The following is a 17521-nucleotide window of genomic DNA, read 5'->3' on the forward strand; positions in this document are numbered from 1 at the left end:
AACCTGAGATGTTCAAACACAACATTGCGCGCTTTGCCGCCGTCGGTCTGGTGACGGTCTCTCTTGCCTCAATCGGCGCCACATCGGCGAATGCCGCTTCGGCCCCGTCCGACGGCCCTGCCTACATATTCGATGCAGGAACCGGCTTGCCGATTTCTGACGCTGGGCATGTCTTCGATTGGAACGACGAGATCGTCGGCGGCCCCGATGCCATCGATCCGATGGTGCCATTCCACTGTTCAGCGGATGCCACTGATTCGTACGCTTTCCTCGCCCCGCAGGGACAAGAACGCACCCGCTCCGCCTGGCAGGCGTACTCGACCTCCGGCTTCATGGCGCCGGGGTCGAAAGATGTGCTGCTCTACGCTGTTTCGCCGTACAAGCAGACGAACGGCAATCAAGGAGTCGTGAAGGCGGCAGGCGGCAAATGGAGCATCGGACTTGCCTGCATGAAGGACAACGGCGTGAACTTCGCCGATTCTGGCGCCTGGTGGATTCCTGTCACCATCGAGGCAGTTACCGGAAAGTTCACGGTGGATCCTCTCGGCGATCCCGTCGCCGGCTCGCCGGCGAGCATCGACCTCGAAGCGACGACAGTCGCCTCGACGCCCGATGTCGACGGACCGCTCAGTCTCAACGTTCCGGCCGGCGCCAAGGCGACGCTCGGCACGGCGACACTCGTCAACGGACTGTCGACCTCGACCGGAAAACTGGGCGAGTTCACCGTCACGGATGAGCGTGCGATCGCGAAGAAGGGCTGGACACTGACCTCGTCGGTGGCCGACTTCGTCAACGGCACGAACACCATCGACAAGAAGCAGCTCGGCATCAAGCCGATCGTTGTTTCGGGAACCGGTGTCGCCGGTGCCGAGCAGACCGCCGGCAGTGCTGCGGGCAGCGCGCCGTTCGCGTCGCTCGCTGCCGGTGTCGCTGTCGGCACGACAAAGCTCAACGCTGACCTCACCTTCGTTGCCCCGAAGGATTCGGTTGTCGGCACCTATACCTCGAAGCTCACGCTGACGCTCGCTTCGAAGTAGCACGCACCACGTTTGACGAGAGAGGGGTCGCGTTCACGCGGCCCCTCTTTCTGCGCACTCAGCGCGGGGCCGAGTCATCCGCACGCAGCACTCGCTCACCGTTCATATCTCGTTCAACCGACAGAAGGGCCACGGACACCCGTCCGTGGGCGAATGTACTGTGCCCACAACCTCTGCGGATTCCCGCCGTTTCTTGCGCCTGATCGCCACCGCCCTGCTTGCGCTGGTCGCCTTCATGGTCTTCGCGCCGGCCCCGGCGTTTGCCGACGACTCCGACGGGATTTCGGGCACGCCCGCCGATGCGAACGGCCCCGACGGTCGATCGAGGTTGAGCTACCAGGCGGCGCCCGGCCAGCACCTCGACGATTTCTACACCGTGCGCAACACCGGGACGACGAGCCAGAGCTTCACGGTGTTCGCCACCGACGCGTTCAACACCGACGACGGCGCTTACGGCCTGCTCGACACCGATGCGACCCCGACGGATGCGGGCAACTGGGTCGCGTTCGAAGGCGGGGCCACCCAGCTGAGTGTTCCGCTTGAGCCGGGAGCCTCCGCGACCGTCCCATTCACCGTCGACGTGCCGGCCGATGCCCGCCCCGGCGACCACGCGGCCGGTATCGTCATCTCCTCCGTCTCACCCGTCGGCGAGATTCTCGTCGACAAGCGGGTGGCCACGCGCCTCTACGTGCGCGTGCCGGGCGATCTGCAGCCGAACCTCACGATCAGTGCCATCAGCGCCGCCTATGCCGGGGAGCTGAACCCGTTCGCCGGTTCCGTCGACGTCACGTTCACCGTGGCCAACAATGGCAATGTCGCGCTGGCCGCGCGCACCCTCGTCGGAGCCAACGCACTCTTCGGCATCGGGGCCGGCGAGAGTGTGTCGGGCGAGATCGCCGAGTTGCTCCCCGGCGCCCACCGCACGATGACAGTGACGGTGCCCGACGTCGGCCAATGGGGATACCTGAACGCCGTGGTCAAGCTCGCTCCCACCGTCGACGCTGACGCTTTGAACCCCGGACCGCTGCGCGAGGTGAGCCGGGACAGTGTGGTCATCGCCGTGCCCTGGATTCTGCTGGCGCTGTTGGTGCTCGCCGGGCTGGTCATGCTGGCGCTCAAGCTGCGCGGCAAACGTGATGAGAAGAATGCACGGCTCTGGTTGGAGTACACGGAGGCGGAGGCTCGCCGCCGCGCTGCAGAAGAAGTTGCCGCCACGCGGCTCGAGGAGGCAACGAAATGACCAGCATCCGACGCGCGAGCCGAGTTCCGGCGCGAACAGTTCAGGTTGTGCTCGCGGCAGCACTCGCCTTCGGCGGACTCGGGGCGGCCGGCGCCGCGTCAGCGACAACGGACGACACCGGAGCCGGCGGGGCAAAAAATGGCTACGAGCTCTCCGTCACCGTGACCTCGCCGACGCCCGCCCCCAGTTCCGCACCTCCCCGCACCCCGGGCGGTGCTGTCGCCAGTGGACACGGCGCATCCGGATCGGGTTCTCCACAGCGCACCACCACAACCGTTGACACTGCAAAGACAACATCGCCTCTCGCGACGGTTCCGACCTCGAACCAGGTCAGCCTGGGCGGCAAACTCTTTCTCGACGGAGTGCAGAGTTCGTACCAGCCGAGCGTGAATCCCTTCGATGGCACGGTGAACATCGAGTTCACCGTGAAGAACGTTTCAAATGAAACGGTGGATGCCGCCGCCCGATTCTGGGCGACCGGTCCTTTCGGTAACGACCTCGGCTCTGTTGAGGCAGTGCCGGTCGAGAAACTGGCGCCGGGTGAGAGCCGGATCGTGTCGGCCGAACTCCCCGGGGTCGGACAGTGGGTGTTCGTCAATGCCGGGTACACCTTTACTCCACCTGAGACGATCGATGGCGTCGCCACGACGCCGATCACTCGTACCGCCGCGCTTCTGATTTTTCCGTGGGCTGTCGCAGTGCTGGCGCTCCTCGGGGTCAGTGTCGTGGTCGCGGCCAGATTTCTCCTCACCCGTGAACGAGTGAATGTTGCCCCGGTGACCGTATGACAGCGGTGACGACGACATCTCCGGAGACCGAGGCGATCGAGTCGATCGAGGCGATCGAGTCGATCGAGGCGATCGAGGCGATCGAGGCGATCGAGGAGTTCGAGGAGATCGACGAGTTCGGTGGCTCTTCGCGGCGCGCGACCCGCGCACAGCGGCCGGCTCGTCCTCCGAAACCACCGAAAACTCCGAAGCTGCCACGAATTCCGCGGCCACCGAAGCGGCTGCCCCGGTCGATGCTGCCACCGCTTCCGCTGACGAAGCGGCAGCTGCTGCTGCGGAGCATCTCGGCAATGCTCGCTGCGGTGTTGCTCTGCTTCGTGCTCAACGTGCTGGTGCTCAGTCACCTGCAGCACCTCGTCGCCCAGCAGCAGCTCACCGACACGTTCAAGCTCGAACTTGCCGAGGCTGTTGCCCCGGTCAGCGAAGGCACCGTCGACGACGTGCTCGTCGCCGACGGCGCGCCCGTCGCGCTGATCACAATCCCGTCGATCGGCGTGAACGAGGTCATCGTCGAGGGCACCTCGTCAGGAACGCTTCAGGCGGGACCCGGCCATCGGCGTGACACGGTGTTGCCCGGACAGGCCGGCATCAGCGTGGTGATGGGACGGGCGGCGGCCTATGGCGGTCCGTTCTCCCGCATCGATGAGTTGGCGCCCGGCGAGACTTTCGCGGTGACGACCGGGCAGGGTGAGCAGATTTTCGAGGTGATCGGACTCCGATACGCGGGGGACCCAGCGCCGGCGGCTCCTGCCAGCGGGCAGAGTCGGTTGATTCTCGAGACGGCTCGCGGTGCCGCCTACATTCCGACCGGTGTGGCCCGTGTTGACGCCCAGCTGGTCGGAACAGCCGAGCCGTCGGGCCGACGTCAAACCACCTATGTGTCGCTTCCGCCGAGCAACACCTCGCTGGCAACCGACACCTCGACGGTGTGGGCGCTGGCCTTCGCGCTGCAGTTTCTGATCGTCATCGAGCTGGCTGCCGTGTGGTCATTCGGCCGGTTCGGCCCCCAACGCACCTGGCTTCTCGGCATTCCCCTCGTTCTGCTCGCCGCACTCCTGGCCGCCGACCAGATCACCCGCTTGCTGCCCAACCTGCTCTAACCGAATCTTGCGAAACGAGTCAGCCATGACGGATACCACCACTCAGACCGACGTCACCGATGTCCTGCCGCGCCTGCCGAGAGGCGGCCTGAAGCGGCGGTTCACCCGGCCGGCGTCGCGACCGGATGCCTCGGCATCCTTCTCGCCGTCTGGTCTCGTTTTGCCCGAGCCGGTGATCGAGCCCCTCGCGCAGTTGGAGGCGCGCAACATTTCGGCCTGGTTCGGTGACCACGAGGTGCTTGACCGGGTTTCGTTGACGATGCCCGCCGGCGCGGTCACCGCGTTGATCGGGCCGTCCGGCTGCGGTAAATCAACGTTTCTGCGCATCCTCAACCGCATGCACGAGCTGATTCCGTCGGCCAGTCTGGCCGGTGAGGTGTTGCTCGACGGCGATGACATCTACGACGTCAGCCGCAAGCTCACCGACGCGCGCCGGCACATCGGCATGGTCTTTCAGAAGCCCAACCCGTTTCCGGCGATGTCGATCTACGACAATGTGATCGCCGGGCTGACGCTCACCGGCACCAAGACCGACCGCGACCGCCGCGACTTTCTCGTCGAGTCGAGCCTGACCAAGGCGGGCCTCTGGAAAGAGGTCAAAGACCGACTGCGTGCTCCGGGCGGCGGGCTCTCCGGTGGCCAGCAGCAACGGCTCTGCATCGCCCGCTCGCTGGCGGTGCAGCCCCAGGTGCTACTGATGGACGAGCCCTGCTCGGCCCTCGACCCCACCTCGACCCGGGTGATCGAAGAGACCATGCTCGAGCTGGTCCACGAAGTCACCATCGTCATCGTCACGCACAATATGCAGCAGGCTCAGCGGGTGTCCACTCAGTGCGCGTTCTTTCTCGCCGGGCAGGGGCAGTCGGGCGGCATCGTCGAACACGGCGACACCGACGCGATGTTCAACAGCCCGATCGACGAGCGCACCTTCAACTATGTGAATGGCCGGTTCGGCTAGCTGCAACTCGTCCGGCCCGGGACCGAAATCAGGAGTGGAGGCGTGTCGCGGCGGGGGAGCCCAGACTGCTCCGGGGCCGCCGAGCGGCCGACACACCTCCACTCCTTCTTTTGGAGCGCCCCGACCGAGGTCGACGCGTGCTTAAACGACGGATGCCGAGGCATCCAGCACGAGTTGTCGCGCGGATGCCTCGGCATCGAAAACTGAGATCTAGCGGAAGTTCACAAACTGCAGGGCGACATCGAGGTCTTTGCCCTTCAGCAGCGCCATCGTCTCCTGCAGGTCGTCACGGCTCTTCGAGCTGACGCGCAGCTCGTCGCCCTGGATCTGGCTCTTGACGCTCTTCGGCGCCTCGTCGCGGATGATCTTGTTGATCTTCTTCGCGTTCTCCTGGTCGATGCCCGCCTTCAGCGTCGACTCAATGCGGTATTCCTTGCCAGAGGGGTAGGGGTCGCCGGCATCGATGCTGCGCAGTGAGATGCCGCGCTTGATCAGCTTGGCTTCGTAGACCTCGAGGATCGCCTTGACGCGCTCCTCGCTGGAGGCCTTCATGAGCACCTTCTCGCCGCTCTGCTCGATTGACGCACCCACATTCTTGAAGTCGTAGCGCTGCGCGACCTCTTTCTGTGCCTGGTGGAGTGCGTTGTCGGCCTCCATCTGGTCAACTTTGCTGACGATGTCGAACGTTGAATCTGCCATACCTGCCATGCTACCGAGTTCCACCCGAGGCGGGGCCGGTCGCGCAGCCCACGGCGTCGGGAGCGTGCGATCTACTCTGCGGGGCGGGCCGTGCTTGAACGCACGATCAATTTGACCGGGAGCGGGGTGTTGAGCTCCGACTGATCGTGTTGCCCGGGATGCAGCCGATCGAGCAGAATCTCGACGGCCTTCTCACCTTGCCCCTGTGGGTATTGGGCGATGGTGCTCAGGCCGAAGAACTCGGCGAGTTCGTGGTCGTCGATGCCAACGATCGACACATCACGGGGCACAGAGAGCCCGAGATCGCGGGCGGCCAGGATGCTGCCGATCGCCATCTCGTCTGAGGCGGCGAAGATCGCCGTCGGCCGGCCGTGCGGGCGGCCCAGAAGCTGTTTCGTGGCGTGGTATCCGCCTTGAATCGTGAAGTCGGCGTCTTCGACCAACTCGTCGTCAAGCGGGATACCGGCGGCAGTGAGTGCCGCCTCGTAGCCGAAACGTCGGTTCGTCGGCAGGTGAAAGTCGAGGTCGTAGTGCTGGTTTCCGCCGATATGGGCGATGCGGGTGTGCCCGAGGCTCAGCAGATGCTCGGTTGCGAGGCGGGCCACGGCGACATCGTCGATCGCCAAGGTGCGCACGCCCTCGAGCGGGCCGCCGACGCCGACGAGCGGCTTGTTCAGAGCGTGCAGCCTGAAGATCTCATCTGCGGTGAGCTCGAGGGAGATCGCGATCACGGCATCCACTCGTTGGCGCAGCAGAAAATGTTCGAAGACACTCTGTCGCTCAACGCCACCGCCAGTGAGGTTATAGAGGGTCAGGTCGTAGCCGTTGCGCAGGAGGGCGCGTTGGGCGCCTTCGACGACGCTGGTGAAGTACCACCGGTTCAGAAACGGAACGACAACGCCGATGTTCTTCATTCGACCGGATGCGAGGCTCGACGCCGTCGACGAGACGACGTAGCCGAGTTCGCGCGCAGCAGTCTCGACCTTGAGCTTGGTGCTCGGTGAGACGTGGCCGTTTCCACTCAGCGCACGCGATACGGTGGCGGTGGAGACGCCGGCGTACCGGGCAACCTCGGCGATGCCGATCATGGTTTTCCTTACCGGAAGAGGAGGGGAGATTGTAGGAATCATATCGAGGTGTGGCTTCAGATCGTGCGTAGATCAGGCGGTGGCGAATCGCCGTGAATTCCTGATTTCCTCAAATGCCCTGTGGCTTGTATCCTTGTCAACGCGTCTCCGGTCCGTGATTACACGAGGTCGGGTGCGCATTGGCGAGTTACCCAAGCGGCCAAAGGGATCTGACTGTAAATCAGACTGCTCAGCATTCGGGGGTTCGAATCCCTCACTCGCCACCACGACAAAAACCCCGGAATCACTGCGATTCCGGGGTTTTTCGTTTGTCGGTCGTAGGCTCCAGTCGTGACAGAAAAGCAGAGACCGGAGGATCGCATGCCCGGGGGTCCGTTCGTGTTCGACCGGAGCGGACGACGATATCCCCTCACCGAACCACGGTGGCGTGGTGATGACGGGAGCCCATTGATGCCGTCGGAGTTGCCCGGCATCCGCCCCGAACAGATCGACCGCTCCGAGCGATCGCAGTGGCGCTACCGTGCAGCGCTCCCGCAACCCCTCCCGCGCGAAATCTCCCTCGGAGAAGGTTGCACTCCTCTCCTCACCGTGGGGACCTCATTCGGTGAGGTGCGCGTGAAGGCTGAGTGGTTCAATCCGAGCGGGAGCTTCAAGGACCGCGGGATGTCAGTGCTCATCTCCACTCTCGCGGCGCTGGGCATCGACGATTTTCTGGAAGACAGCTCCGGAAACGGAGGATCCTCCGCGGCGGCGTACGCGGCGGCGGCCGGGATGCACGCGCACATTCTCGTACCGCGCGGCACCTCGGCGGCCAAGCAGCAGCAGAGCCTGCTGTACGGAGCCACGGTCGAAGAAATCGATGGCACGCGCACCGAGACAGCGGCCGAGGCCGAGCGCCGGGCCCTCTCTGTCTTCTACGCCAGTCACAACTGGCATCCTGCCTTTCTGCAGGGCGTCAAGCTGATGAGCTACGAGATCTGGGAGGACCTCGGTTTCGTCGCTCCAGACAGTGTCGTCGTTCCTGCGGGTGCCGGCAGCCTCGTTCTGGGGCTGTCGCTCGGCTTTGGGGAACTGCTCCGCGCCGGTTCTATCGAACGGATGCCGCGGATCTTCGCCGCGCAACCGGCGAACTGTGCGCCCCTGGTCGAGGCGTTCGAGCGCGGGGCGGCTGGCGTGGAGAGCGGGCGGCTTGACCGCTGGTCGCCGACGATCGCCGAGGGCGCCTCGATCGGCGCCCCGGTGCGCGACCGGGAGGTGCTTGCCGCGATCCGGGCGTCCGGCGGCGGGATGCACGCGGTGGCGGAGAGCGACATCGTCGCTGCGCTGCGCCACCTGCTGACACGAGGTCTCTTCACCGAACCGACGGGAGCCCTCGGATTCGCCGCGGCACTGCACTGTCTCGACACGGGGCTGATCACCGCAGGGGAGACGACCGTCGTCGTGCTCACCGGATCCGGGCTCAAGGCCGCGCAGGCCATGTCGCAGTTGATCGGCCAGCAATGAATCCGCCGACCGTCCGCTGAGAGTGCGCCTGTCCTGCACTGGCTGCTGCCGCGCTGCGCGTAATGTTTCTTCCCAACCATTCGCGTAGTTTCTGGAGGCAACCGTGTCGACACCGGGCGCCCGCTCCAGTGAGACGCGCGAACGCATCCTCGCCACCGCGGCCATCGAATTCGCCGAACGCGGCTACGCCGGCACCTCGATCGGCGACATCGCCGAGAAATCGGGAACCGGCAAGGGTCTGGTTCAGTACTACTTCAAGGCCAAGTCTGACCTCGCTGTGGCAATTGTGCAGAGCGCGTTCTCGCAAGCGCCGTTCGCCAATGTGCAGGGCGAGGTGCCTGTGAGCGGAATCGCCGCGATTGTCGCCTCGATCCGCAGCGTTGCCGCGGCGTTCCGTGATGACGTGCGGGTGCGGGCGGCGGTGCGGCTGGTGCGGGAGTTCGAACTGATTCCCGTCACCTTCCCCACCCCGTATGTCGGATGGATGGCGAAGATGGCTGAGCTGCTGCGCGAAGCGACCGCAGCGGGTGAGATTCCGCCCGGCCTCGACTTCGACCGCGAGGGCTGGCACCTCGTCGCAACGTTCACCGGCGTGCAGGAGACATCGCAACGGCTGACCGGCCGGGACGACCTCCCGGAACGCATCGAGGAGATGCTCGCTCGCGTGCTGCCGATCGTGGGCGTTGCCGACGTTGACACGTACCTCGACCGCCGCGTGTGACGCCGGACTCGGCACGAATTCTCGCATTACCCACCCCATGTAGTACGGTCGTACTAAGGGGTTCGATGTGGGGGAAGCATCGAATTCGGCGCAGCGGCCGGGGGGCCGCTTGCGCCGTCCCCGAGCACCGGATGGTGCGCCCGGGTCGATCGGATCCCGGCTGCTCCCGGCTTGGCCGGCTCGCATCATTGCGCGCTAGCGTGGGTGGATGACGACACCTCCAGCAGCTGCGCTTCTGAACCTCGCCCGTGACACCGCCCTCGCGGCGGGAGATCTCGTGCGCACCCGGCGTGCCGAAGGCGTTGACATCGCCGCCTCGAAATCGTCGCCGGAGGACATCGTCACCCATGCCGACCGGGAGAGCGAAGTGCTCATCCGCCGGTTGCTGGCTGAGGCGCGACCGAACGATGGTTTCTTCGGCGAGGAATCGGATGCCACGGCGGGCTCGAGCGGTCTGACCTGGGTCGTCGACCCGATCGACGGCACGGTCAACTACCTCTACGGCATTCCTTCCTACGCGGTGAGCATTGCCGTCGTCGAGGGCGACGCGGACCCGGCGACCTGGACCACGCTCGCCGGCGCCGTGCTCAACCCGGCCACCGGCGAACTGTTCACCGCCTCGGCGGGCGGCGGATCCTTCCTGGGTGACCGTGCGTTGCAGGTCAGGGCGGGAGTCGAGCTGCCGCTGGCCCTGGTGGGCACCGGGTTCGGGTATTCGGCGCCCCGTCGCGTGCGGCAGGCGCAGGTCGTGGCCGGACTGATCGGCGAGGTGCGGGACATCCGTCGGATGGGGGCGGCGGCCCTCGATCTGTGCTCGGTGGCCGCCTCGCGGCTGGATGTTTATTACGAACGCGGACTCAGCCCATGGGACCACGCCGCTGGAGCGTTGGTGGCGCGCGAAGCGGGAGCACGGGTCGGTGCCTTCGGCGACGATCGGGAGGGCAACGATCTCGTGATCGCGGCGGCCCCCGACCTCTACGCTCGCTTCGAACCCCGCCTGTCGCAACTTTTCACAGAATTTATGGATGAGAGCCTGAGTTAGTTTCTGCACCCGTCGTCGGCCCCGGGATTCCGGGGCGAGCCGTGGGGTGCCCCTCGAACGCGGGACGAATCCGACTGGCCCGTACCCCCTCTTCCGGGGTGATTTGGTGCCGCTCGGTTGGAATTCTCAGGTTTCGCGGGATAGCCTCGTCAGGTTCCGTTATTTTTCGTTACTTTTGGCGTTGGCCAGAAGACGCGCTTCATACGTCAACCAACTCTGAGAGATTCCCCGTTTTGACACGTCATTCCACTGAGCCAGACACCCTCGTGTCGGCCCTGGATGACCTCAAAACAGCAGAGAATCCTCCCCTGACTCGCCGCGAGCTTCGCGAGCGCGAACGTCAGATGCTTCCCGTGCTTCAGCCCGAGACCGCCGAGCTGACAACGTCGACGGCCGTGATCGCCGTGATCGACAGTTCGGCAAACACTCACACGACCGAGATCCCGCTTCCGGTTGCGTCGACGCTCCCGGCGACCGAACGACTGGCCCCCCGGTCGGAATCGGTGCCCGAAGAGCGCGTCTCTGAGCGACGTTCCGCACGCCGAGCCGCAACGGCTCAGCCGACCAGCAAGCCGGCAAGTAAGACCGCCGGCAAGCCGACCCGCGCCGCTGCCGCGGCGCCCGGCTCGTCACGCCGAGCGCACCGCACCTCCCACTCCACCTCCGCACGGGCCGAGTCTGCTCGCCCCGCCGCACCGGCCTGGACCCCCACTCGTTCGATCGCCCCGGCCTCCCGGCCGCCGCGTTCAACCGCTGGGCGTGTCAAAGGACTGGCCGCCAAGGGCGCCAGCATGGCTGTGCTCGCCGTCGTCGCCTTGATGACCGTCTCCACCTCGCTTCCGGCTGAAGCGCTGTTATCGTCGGCAGACGTGCAGACCGCGGCCCTCGCAATGAAGGCGCCGACGTCAGTCGAAGGCCAGAAGATCAATGTCGCCGCTGGCGCCGGCACGCTCACCGTACAGCGTGACGGCTACGAGTCGAAGTCGATCGCCGAGGTCGCAGCCGCCAGCGGCATCCGCTTGGAAGCCACCTTCACCAACAACCCGAACGGCACGATTCAGTGGCCGTTCGCTGTCGGTGTGCACGTCGGCGACCATTTCGGCTTCCGCGACTGCGCCGGCTGCTCGTCCAATCACGGTGGACAGGACTTCAACCCCGGAATCGGCGCTCCGATCCAGGCCATCGCCGACGGCGTTGTGAGCCTTGCCGAAGACGGCGAAGGCAGCCTCGGCGTGCACATGATGATCGACCACGTCATCGACGGTAAGACGGTCACCAGCGTCTACGCGCACATGATCCACGGCTCGATGCTGTTCAACACCGGTGACGTCGTCAAGGTCGGTCAGGTGATCGGCAAGACCGGCAACACCGGCATGTCGACCGGTCCCCACCTGCACTTCGAAATCCGTCTCGGCGGCATCAACGGAACCAAGACAGACCCGCTGGTCTGGCTGCGCGAGAACACCAACTAGCAGCACCCGCTCTGACTGCTCCCGGCCCGCCCTGTGCGGGCCTTTTTGTGCCTTTTGTGCCTTCGTGCCTTCGCGCCTTCGGCTCCACGCGGGCGACGAAAAGACCTCCCCGGCCTGGCCGGGGAGGTCTTCAGCGTGATGCGTGACGACGGCTAGGCGCGCAGCCAGGCCGTCGTGTCGCCGGGAAGTGTGCGACCGGTGAGCGCCTCGCTCGAGAGCAACAGCTCGCCCTCCGGTAGCTCGACGGATGTCGTTCCCGTGTTCGCCACAACGATCACGGTGCCGTTCTGAAAGGCCACGACCTCGTCGGCGAACCCGGGCAGCCAGTCGACCGAACCGGTGGCAAGCAGCGACGCCCGACGCAGACGGAGCGCGAGCCGGTACAGCTCGAGCGTTGAGCCGGGTACATCAACCTGCACGTCGCGGGCGAGAAGCGCCCACTCCTTCGGCTGTGGCAACCAGCTCGCCGCTGTCGGGCCGAATCCATACGAGGCGCCGTCGGCCGTCCACGGGATCGGCACGCGGCATCCGTCACGTCCGTAGCGTTCACCGTTCGTGCGAAACCACGTGGGGTCTTGGCGGGCGGCGTCGGGGAGATCGATGACCTCGGGGAGCCCGAGTTCCTCACCCTGATAGAGATAGCTGGAGCCAGGCAGCGCCAGCATCAGTGCGGTCGCGGCGCGCGCCCGGCGGAGGCCGAGTGCCGGGTCGGGCAGGCCAGGGGTCTTCGGCCCGATTCCGTGCCCCTGCAGGTTCTCTGCAGTCAGCGCAAGCCGGGAGGCGTGGCGCACCACGTCGTGGTTGGAAAGAACCCAGGTGCTCGGGGCTCCGACCGCGCCGAATGCCTCAAGCGACTCGTCGACCACATGGCGCAGTGCCGGCGCATTCCACGGGGTCTCGAGGTAGGCGAAGTTGAAGGCCTGGTGCATTTCGTCGGGCCGCACCCACTTGGCAACCTCGGAGAGCGGGTCGACCCAGGCTTCGGCGGCGAGCACCCGGTCGCCCGGGTACTCGGCAAGAAGCTGGTGCCAGTCGCGGTAAATCTCGTGCACGCCGTCTTGAGCCCAGTAGGGGGCGGGTGCCGGCGGCTCGGCGCTGATCTCGGGTTCCAGCGTGGCGCTGCCACCACCCATGCTGCCGCCTTCGGCCGGCGGCGTGTAGTCGGGGAGGCCATCGGCCTTGATCATGCCGTGAGCCACATCGACGCGGAATCCGTCGACGCCGCGATCGAGCCAGAAGCGCAGGATGTCGCGGAACTGCTCGCGCACCCAGGGGTTGTTCCAGTCGAGATCGGGCTGAGTGGTGTCGAACAGGTGCAGATACCACTGCCCCGGCGTGCCATCCGCCTCGGTCACGCGGGTCCAGGCTTCGCCGCCGAAGACCGACTCCCAGTTGTTCGGTGGGAGTTCGCCGTTTTCGCCGGTGCCGTCACGGAAGAGGTAGCGCCCGCGTTCCTCGCTGCCGGGCCCTGCGGCGAGGGCGGCCTGGAACCAGGCGTGCTCGCTGGAGGTGTGGTTCGGAACGAGGTCGACGATCACACGGATGCCGAGGGCGTGCGCCCCGGTGAGCATCATGTCGAAGTCGGCGAGCGTGCCAAAGAGCGGGTCGACATCGCAGTAGTCGGCGACGTCGTATCCGGCGTCGCGCTGGGGCGAGGTGTAGAACGGCGAGAGCCAGATCGCGTCGATGCCCAGCTGAGCCAGCGCCGGAAGTCGATGGGTGATGCCGGCCAAGTCTCCCATGCCGTCGCCGTTGGCGTCGGCAAACGAGCGCGGATAGATCTGATAAATAACGGCGGTTCTCCACCACTCTGTGTTGCCTGTCATGAGGGACACACTACGGCATCCACTCAGCAATGGAAGCGTTTGCACTAGTTCGCATACGAGGAATTGTCACGAACTGATCTCGATCTCTATTCCTTGCTTTGTCAAGGCTGAACTGAGAGGCTATAAATGTAATCGCTTGCAGTTTTGCGGCAATCTCTACGAAAGGCAACACCAATGACGGTGAAAAAGATGGGCTTGCGTGCTGCTGGTGCAGTTGCGGTCGTCGCCTCCCTGGCCCTGGCCGGATGCTCAGCTAGTACAGCGGGGGCGGGTGCTGGAGACGGCGCTGCAGCATCCTCGAGCACCCTGACCGTCTGGGTTGACGCCGAGCGCGTCGACGCATTGAAGGACGCGGCAGCGGCATACCAGAAGAAGACCGGCGTCGAGGTGAACCTCGTTTCCAAAGACGTCGCCAAGATCAAGGATGACTTCATCCAGCAGGCTCCGACCGGTAAGGGCCCCGACGTCGTCATGGGCGCTCACGACTGGCTCGGCGAGCTCGTCACCAACGGCGTCGTCTCGCCGATCGAACTCGGCGACAAGGCCGCAGACTTTCTGCCCGTCGCCATCAACGCCGCGACCTACGACGGCAAGGTCTACCAGCTGCCGTACGCGGTCGAGAACCTGGCGCTGCTGCGCAATGCCGACCTCGCCGCAACCGCACCGGCCAGCTATGACGAGATGATCGCAGAAGGCACCGCGGCAGGTGTCACCTACCCGTTCGTCGTCGAGCAGGGCACCGACGGCAACCCGTACCACCTCTACCCGTTCCAGACCGGCTTCGGCGCTCCCGTCTTCGGCACCGACGCATCCGGCGGCTACGACGCCACGAAGCTCGAGCTCGGTAACGCCGGCGGCGAGGCATTCGCGACCTGGCTCGGCGGCCAGGGCAAGAACGGAACCGGCGTTTTCAACACCGAGATCACCGGTGACATCGCGAAGGAAGCCTTCACGAGCGGCAAGGCGGCATTCTGGCTGACCGGCCCGTGGAACGTCGGCGCTGCGACGGATGCCGGCATCAACGTGGCCGTTGACGCCATCCCGAGCCCCGGCCCCGAGACGGCACAGCCGTTCGCCGGTGTGAAGGGCTTCTTCATCAACGAGCAGAGCAAGAACAAGGTTGCCGCCAACGACTTCCTCGTCAACTACATCGCAACTAAAGATGTGCAGCTCTCCCTCTTCAAGTCAGGCAACGTTCTCCCGGCACTGACCGCAGCGGCCGAAACGGCTTCTGAAGACCCGATCGTCGCAGGATTCGCGGCAGCGGGCGCCAACGCGGTTCCGATGCCGGCCATCCCGGCAATGGGCCAGGTCTGGCAGTACTGGGGCATCGCAGAGGCAGCCATCATCAACGGTGCCGACCCGGTCGCCACCTGGCAGAAGCTGGCTGCCGACGTGCAGGCAGCAATCGGCTAACAGCAACACCTGAAGCCCCCGGGTCGCCGGTACACGGCAGCCCGGGGGCTTTTCTCCGCCAGAACAAGACTTGGGAAAGTACGAACCATGAGCACCACCCTTGAAGAAGAGGAAGCCGTCGCCGCCGGCCCCGTGAAACCGCCGACCACACAGCAGAAGCGGGCTGCACGCATCGCGGACTCGGCATCCGTCGGCATCACAACCCTGCTGATCAAGATCGTGTCCCTCGGCCTGGTCGACGCCATTGCCGTCTATGCCCTCTTCATTCTGTTCGCGCAGAAGGAGTGGCTGATCGGCGCGCTGGTGGCCGTCGTGACCGTCCTGGTCAACTGGATCTACTTCTCCAAGCGCAAATTGCCGGCCAAGTACTTGACGCCCGGCGTGATCTTCCTCGTCATCTTTCAGATCTTCGTCATCGGGTACACCGGTTATATCGGCTTCACCAACTACAGCACCGGCCACAACTCGGACAAAGACCAGGCCGTCTCCGCCTTGATGAACTCGGCACTCGAGCGGGTTCCCGACTCGCCGACCTACGCGGTCACCGTGCTCGACCGGGCCGGTCAGCTCAACCTGCTCGTGACCGATCCCGACGGAGAGGTGAGTGTCGGGAACGCCGAGACGCCCCTTGAGCCCGTGGACGACGCCACGATGGAGGGCGGCACGGCCGTCGCGCTCGACGGCTACACCACGTTGAACTTCGCTGAGGTGCTCCAACGCACCGATGAACTCACCGCGATGTCGGTGCCATTTTCCAGCGATCCCAACGATGGCGCGCTCCGCACGCCTGACGGCAGCAGCGCCTACGTCTACAGTTCGACGCTCGAATACGATGCCACGGCAGACACCATGACGGATGTCACCACCGGCACGGTCTACACGGACACCGGTGAAGGCGCCTTCGCGGCACCCGACGGCACCCAGCTGCTTCCGGGCTGGAAGGTCAATGTCGGATTCGACAACTTCGTTCGGGCGTTCACCGAGGAGAGCATCCGTGGTCCGCTGATCAGCGTCACGATCTGGACGTTCGTCTTCGCGCTCGTCTCGGTGGCCTCGACCTTCTTCCTCGGCCTCTTCTTGGCGATCGTGTTCAACGACAAGCGGATGCGCGGGCGCAAGTTCTATCGCGTCGCGATGATCCTGCCCTACGCCTTTCCCGCCTTTCTCTCCGCCCTGGTCTGGGCCGGCATGTTGAGCGAGAGCTTCGGCTTCGTCAACCAGGTCTTGCTCGGGGGCGCTTCCATCCCGTGGCTGACTGACCCCACGCTGGCGAAGTTCAGCGTCTTGTTCGTCAATCTGTGGCTCGGCTTCCCCTACATGTTCCTGGTTTGCACGGGGGCGCTGCAGTCGATCCCCGAGGAGCTTGAAGAGGCGGCCACCGTCGACGGCGCCAGACCGTGGGCCGTGTTCCGGCTGATCAAACTGCCGCTGCTGCTTGTGACCGTTGCGCCGCTTCTGATCGCGTCGTTCGCCTTCAACTTCAACAACTTCAACCTCATCTATATGTTGACGGGCGGCGGGCCACGTGACGCGGCGGCGAGCGTCAACGTCGGATCCACCGACATCCTGATCTCGATGGTCTACAAGGTCGCTTTCACCGGTCAAACCCGTGATTACGGCCTGGCGAGCGCGTTCTCGATCATCATCTTCATCCTGGTCGCCGTCATCGCGATCGTCAGCTTCAGAAAAACGAAGGCGTTGGAGGAACTGAACTAATGCCCGTCATCACCACAGAGTCAGGGGAGTCCGTCTCCACCCGGCGTCCGTTCAACTTCAGCCGCTGGTTCCGGGCGACGGGGTGGCGTCACCTCATCGGCGTCATCATGGTCGTGTTCTCCGTGTTCCCGTTGCTCTACGTGCTCTCCGCGTCGCTCAACCCGGCCGGAACGCTCACCGGGTCGAACGCGCTCTTCTCCACGATCGGCTTGGGCGCGTACGAGCGACTGCTGAACAATCCGGATCAGCCGTTCGCCGCCTGGTTCGTCAACACGTTGATCATTGCCGGCATCACGGCCCTCGCCACGGTCTTTCTGGGCGCCCTCGCCGCGTACTCCTTCTCGCGGATGCGCTTCACCGGGCGCCGCACCGGGCTGTTGACGATCGTGCTCGTGCAGATGTTTCCGCAGCTTCTGGCGGTCGTGGCGATCTTCTTGGTGATGAGCAAGATCAGTGACATCTTTCCGGCGATCGGGCTGAACACCCACATCGGGTTGATCATGGTCTACCTGGGTGGAGCCCTCGGGGTGAACACCTATCTGATGTACGGCTTCTTCAACACCGTGCCGTCGTCGATCGACGAGGCGGCGAAGATCGATGGTGCGGGGCACGCCCGCATCTTCTTCACGATCATCCTGCGGCTGGTCGGCCCGATTCTCTCCGTCGTCGCGCTGCTCTCGTTCATCGGCACCACCAACGAGTTCGTCGTGGCCAGCGTGCTGCTCATCGACCCGGAGAAGCAGACCCTCGCGGTCGGCCTCTACAAGCTCGTCTCGAACCCCAACTATGCAGACTGGAGCGCGTTCTCGGCCGGTGCCGTCATCGCGGCACTCCCGGTGATGGCCCTGTTCTTGTTCCTGCAGAAGTACATTGTCGGTGGCCTGACGGCCGGATCAGTCAAGTAAGGTTCCACCC

At 64.9% G+C, this 17521-nt stretch carries 15 protein-coding genes and 1 tRNA gene; 13 read left to right on the top strand and 3 right to left on the bottom strand.

Annotation, left to right across the window (positions count from 1 at the left end; translation table 11 throughout):
• Positions 1 to 8: 8 nt before the first annotated feature.
• The 5 genes from AC1DCF_RS06700 to AC1DCF_RS06720 all read left to right on the top strand — a co-directional run bounded on the left by AC1DCF_RS06700 (position 9) and on the right by AC1DCF_RS06720 (position 5123).
• Positions 9 to 1037 carry a hypothetical protein gene (locus AC1DCF_RS06700; protein WP_477210343.1) on the top strand — a complete coding sequence of 343 codons (1029 nt, stop codon included), beginning with the start codon at positions 9 to 11 and terminating at the stop codon, positions 1035 to 1037.
• A 160-nt stretch (positions 1038 to 1197) separates the two neighbouring features.
• The gene (locus AC1DCF_RS06705) at positions 1198 to 2277 is read left to right on the top strand and encodes a COG1361 family protein (protein WP_477210344.1); all 1080 of its coding nucleotides are present in this window, start codon (positions 1198 to 1200) and stop codon (positions 2275 to 2277) included.
• Positions 2274 to 3065 (top strand): hypothetical protein, encoded by a 792-nt coding sequence (locus AC1DCF_RS06710; protein ID WP_477210345.1) that lies wholly within the window; start codon positions 2274 to 2276, stop codon positions 3063 to 3065. Before AC1DCF_RS06705 ends, AC1DCF_RS06710 begins: the two co-directional genes overlap by 4 nt.
• Before the next feature lie 5 nt (positions 3066 to 3070).
• The gene (locus AC1DCF_RS06715; RefSeq protein WP_477210346.1) at positions 3071 to 4165 is read left to right on the top strand and encodes a sortase; all 1095 of its coding nucleotides are present in this window, start codon (positions 3071 to 3073) and stop codon (positions 4163 to 4165) included.
• Positions 4166 to 4190: 25 nt separating this feature from the next.
• On the top strand, positions 4191 to 5123 hold the full coding sequence (locus AC1DCF_RS06720; protein ID WP_477210347.1) for a phosphate ABC transporter ATP-binding protein: 933 nt from the start codon (positions 4191 to 4193) through the stop codon (positions 5121 to 5123).
• 210 nt (positions 5124 to 5333) lie between these two features.
• Here the strand turns inward: AC1DCF_RS06720 and AC1DCF_RS06725 are convergent, their stop codons facing one another.
• Together AC1DCF_RS06725 and AC1DCF_RS06730 are read right to left on the bottom strand one after the other, a co-directional pair.
• Positions 5334 to 5822: a YajQ family cyclic di-GMP-binding protein gene (locus AC1DCF_RS06725; RefSeq protein WP_345067734.1), complete on the bottom strand. Its 489-nt coding sequence runs from the start codon at positions 5820 to 5822 to the stop codon at positions 5334 to 5336.
• 71 nt (positions 5823 to 5893) lie between these two features.
• Complete coding sequence (locus AC1DCF_RS06730) at positions 5894 to 6910, bottom strand: LacI family DNA-binding transcriptional regulator (RefSeq protein WP_477210348.1); 1017 nt, start codon at positions 6908 to 6910, stop codon at positions 5894 to 5896.
• Positions 6911 to 7091: 181 nt separating this feature from the next.
• Here AC1DCF_RS06730 and AC1DCF_RS06735 point away from each other — a divergent pair.
• The 5 genes from AC1DCF_RS06735 (at position 7092) to AC1DCF_RS06755 (ending at position 11648) form a co-directional block, all read left to right on the top strand.
• Positions 7092 to 7176: transfer RNA gene (locus AC1DCF_RS06735), tRNA-Tyr, on the top strand.
• A 184-nt stretch (positions 7177 to 7360) separates the two neighbouring features.
• The gene (locus tag AC1DCF_RS06740; RefSeq protein ID WP_477210349.1) at positions 7361 to 8413 is read left to right on the top strand and encodes a threonine synthase; all 1053 of its coding nucleotides are present in this window, start codon (positions 7361 to 7363) and stop codon (positions 8411 to 8413) included.
• Between the two features lie 103 nt (positions 8414 to 8516).
• A complete protein-coding gene (locus AC1DCF_RS06745; protein ID WP_477210350.1) occupies positions 8517 to 9134 on the top strand; it encodes a TetR family transcriptional regulator in 618 nt (205 codons plus the stop codon).
• Between the two features lie 208 nt (positions 9135 to 9342).
• Positions 9343 to 10176: an inositol monophosphatase family protein gene (locus AC1DCF_RS06750; RefSeq protein ID WP_477210351.1), complete on the top strand. Its 834-nt coding sequence runs from the start codon at positions 9343 to 9345 to the stop codon at positions 10174 to 10176.
• Positions 10177 to 10409: 233 nt separating this feature from the next.
• Complete coding sequence (locus AC1DCF_RS06755; protein WP_477210352.1) at positions 10410 to 11648, top strand: M23 family metallopeptidase; 1239 nt, start codon at positions 10410 to 10412, stop codon at positions 11646 to 11648.
• A gap of 152 nt (positions 11649 to 11800) precedes the next feature.
• On the opposite strand, the gene AC1DCF_RS06760 is transcribed toward AC1DCF_RS06755, so the two are convergent.
• Positions 11801 to 13474, bottom strand: coding sequence for a glycoside hydrolase family 13 protein (locus tag AC1DCF_RS06760; RefSeq protein WP_477210353.1), 1674 nt, complete (start codon positions 13472 to 13474; stop codon positions 11801 to 11803).
• Between the two features lie 174 nt (positions 13475 to 13648).
• Here AC1DCF_RS06760 and AC1DCF_RS06765 point away from each other — a divergent pair, with 174 nt between their 5' ends.
• The 3 genes from AC1DCF_RS06765 to AC1DCF_RS06775 all read left to right on the top strand — a co-directional run bounded on the left by AC1DCF_RS06765 (position 13649) and on the right by AC1DCF_RS06775 (position 17511).
• On the top strand, positions 13649 to 14890 hold the full coding sequence (locus AC1DCF_RS06765) for a sugar ABC transporter substrate-binding protein (RefSeq protein WP_477210354.1): 1242 nt from the start codon (positions 13649 to 13651) through the stop codon (positions 14888 to 14890).
• Between the two features lie 87 nt (positions 14891 to 14977).
• A complete protein-coding gene (locus AC1DCF_RS06770) occupies positions 14978 to 16606 on the top strand; it encodes an ABC transporter permease subunit (RefSeq protein WP_477210355.1) in 1629 nt (542 codons plus the stop codon).
• Positions 16606 to 17511: a sugar ABC transporter permease gene (locus AC1DCF_RS06775; protein ID WP_441789575.1), complete on the top strand. Its 906-nt coding sequence runs from the start codon at positions 16606 to 16608 to the stop codon at positions 17509 to 17511. The genes AC1DCF_RS06770 and AC1DCF_RS06775 overlap by 1 nt, the downstream gene beginning before the upstream one ends.
• Positions 17512 to 17521 lie beyond the last annotated feature (10 nt).

Source organism: Leifsonia sp. 10L418 (assembly GCF_056395445.1).

What these genes read in the sequence shown, in the direction of transcription:
- AC1DCF_RS06700 (WP_477210343.1), top strand. Translation starts at nt 9, where the DNA reads ATGTTCAAACACAACATTGCGCGCTTTGCCGCCGTCGGTCTGGTGACG.
- AC1DCF_RS06710 (WP_477210345.1), top strand. Translation starts at nt 2,274, where the DNA reads ATGACCAGCATCCGACGCGCGAGCCGAGTTCCGGCGCGAACAGTTCAG.
- AC1DCF_RS06720 (WP_477210347.1), top strand. Translation starts at nt 4,191, where the DNA reads ATGACGGATACCACCACTCAGACCGACGTCACCGATGTCCTGCCGCGC.
- AC1DCF_RS06760 (WP_477210353.1), bottom strand. Translation starts at nt 13,474, where the DNA reads ATGACAGGCAACACAGAGTGGTGGAGAACCGCCGTTATTTATCAGATC.
- AC1DCF_RS06750 (WP_477210351.1), top strand. Translation starts at nt 9,343, where the DNA reads ATGACGACACCTCCAGCAGCTGCGCTTCTGAACCTCGCCCGTGACACC.
- AC1DCF_RS06730 (WP_477210348.1), bottom strand. Translation starts at nt 6,910, where the DNA reads ATGATCGGCATCGCCGAGGTTGCCCGGTACGCCGGCGTCTCCACCGCC.
- AC1DCF_RS06740 (WP_477210349.1), top strand. Translation starts at nt 7,361, where the DNA reads ATGCCGTCGGAGTTGCCCGGCATCCGCCCCGAACAGATCGACCGCTCC.
- AC1DCF_RS06765 (WP_477210354.1), top strand. Translation starts at nt 13,649, where the DNA reads ATGACGGTGAAAAAGATGGGCTTGCGTGCTGCTGGTGCAGTTGCGGTC.
- AC1DCF_RS06775 (WP_441789575.1), top strand. Translation starts at nt 16,606, where the DNA reads ATGCCCGTCATCACCACAGAGTCAGGGGAGTCCGTCTCCACCCGGCGT.
- AC1DCF_RS06770 (WP_477210355.1), top strand. Translation starts at nt 14,978, where the DNA reads ATGAGCACCACCCTTGAAGAAGAGGAAGCCGTCGCCGCCGGCCCCGTG.
- AC1DCF_RS06725 (WP_345067734.1), bottom strand. Translation starts at nt 5,822, where the DNA reads ATGGCAGATTCAACGTTCGACATCGTCAGCAAAGTTGACCAGATGGAG.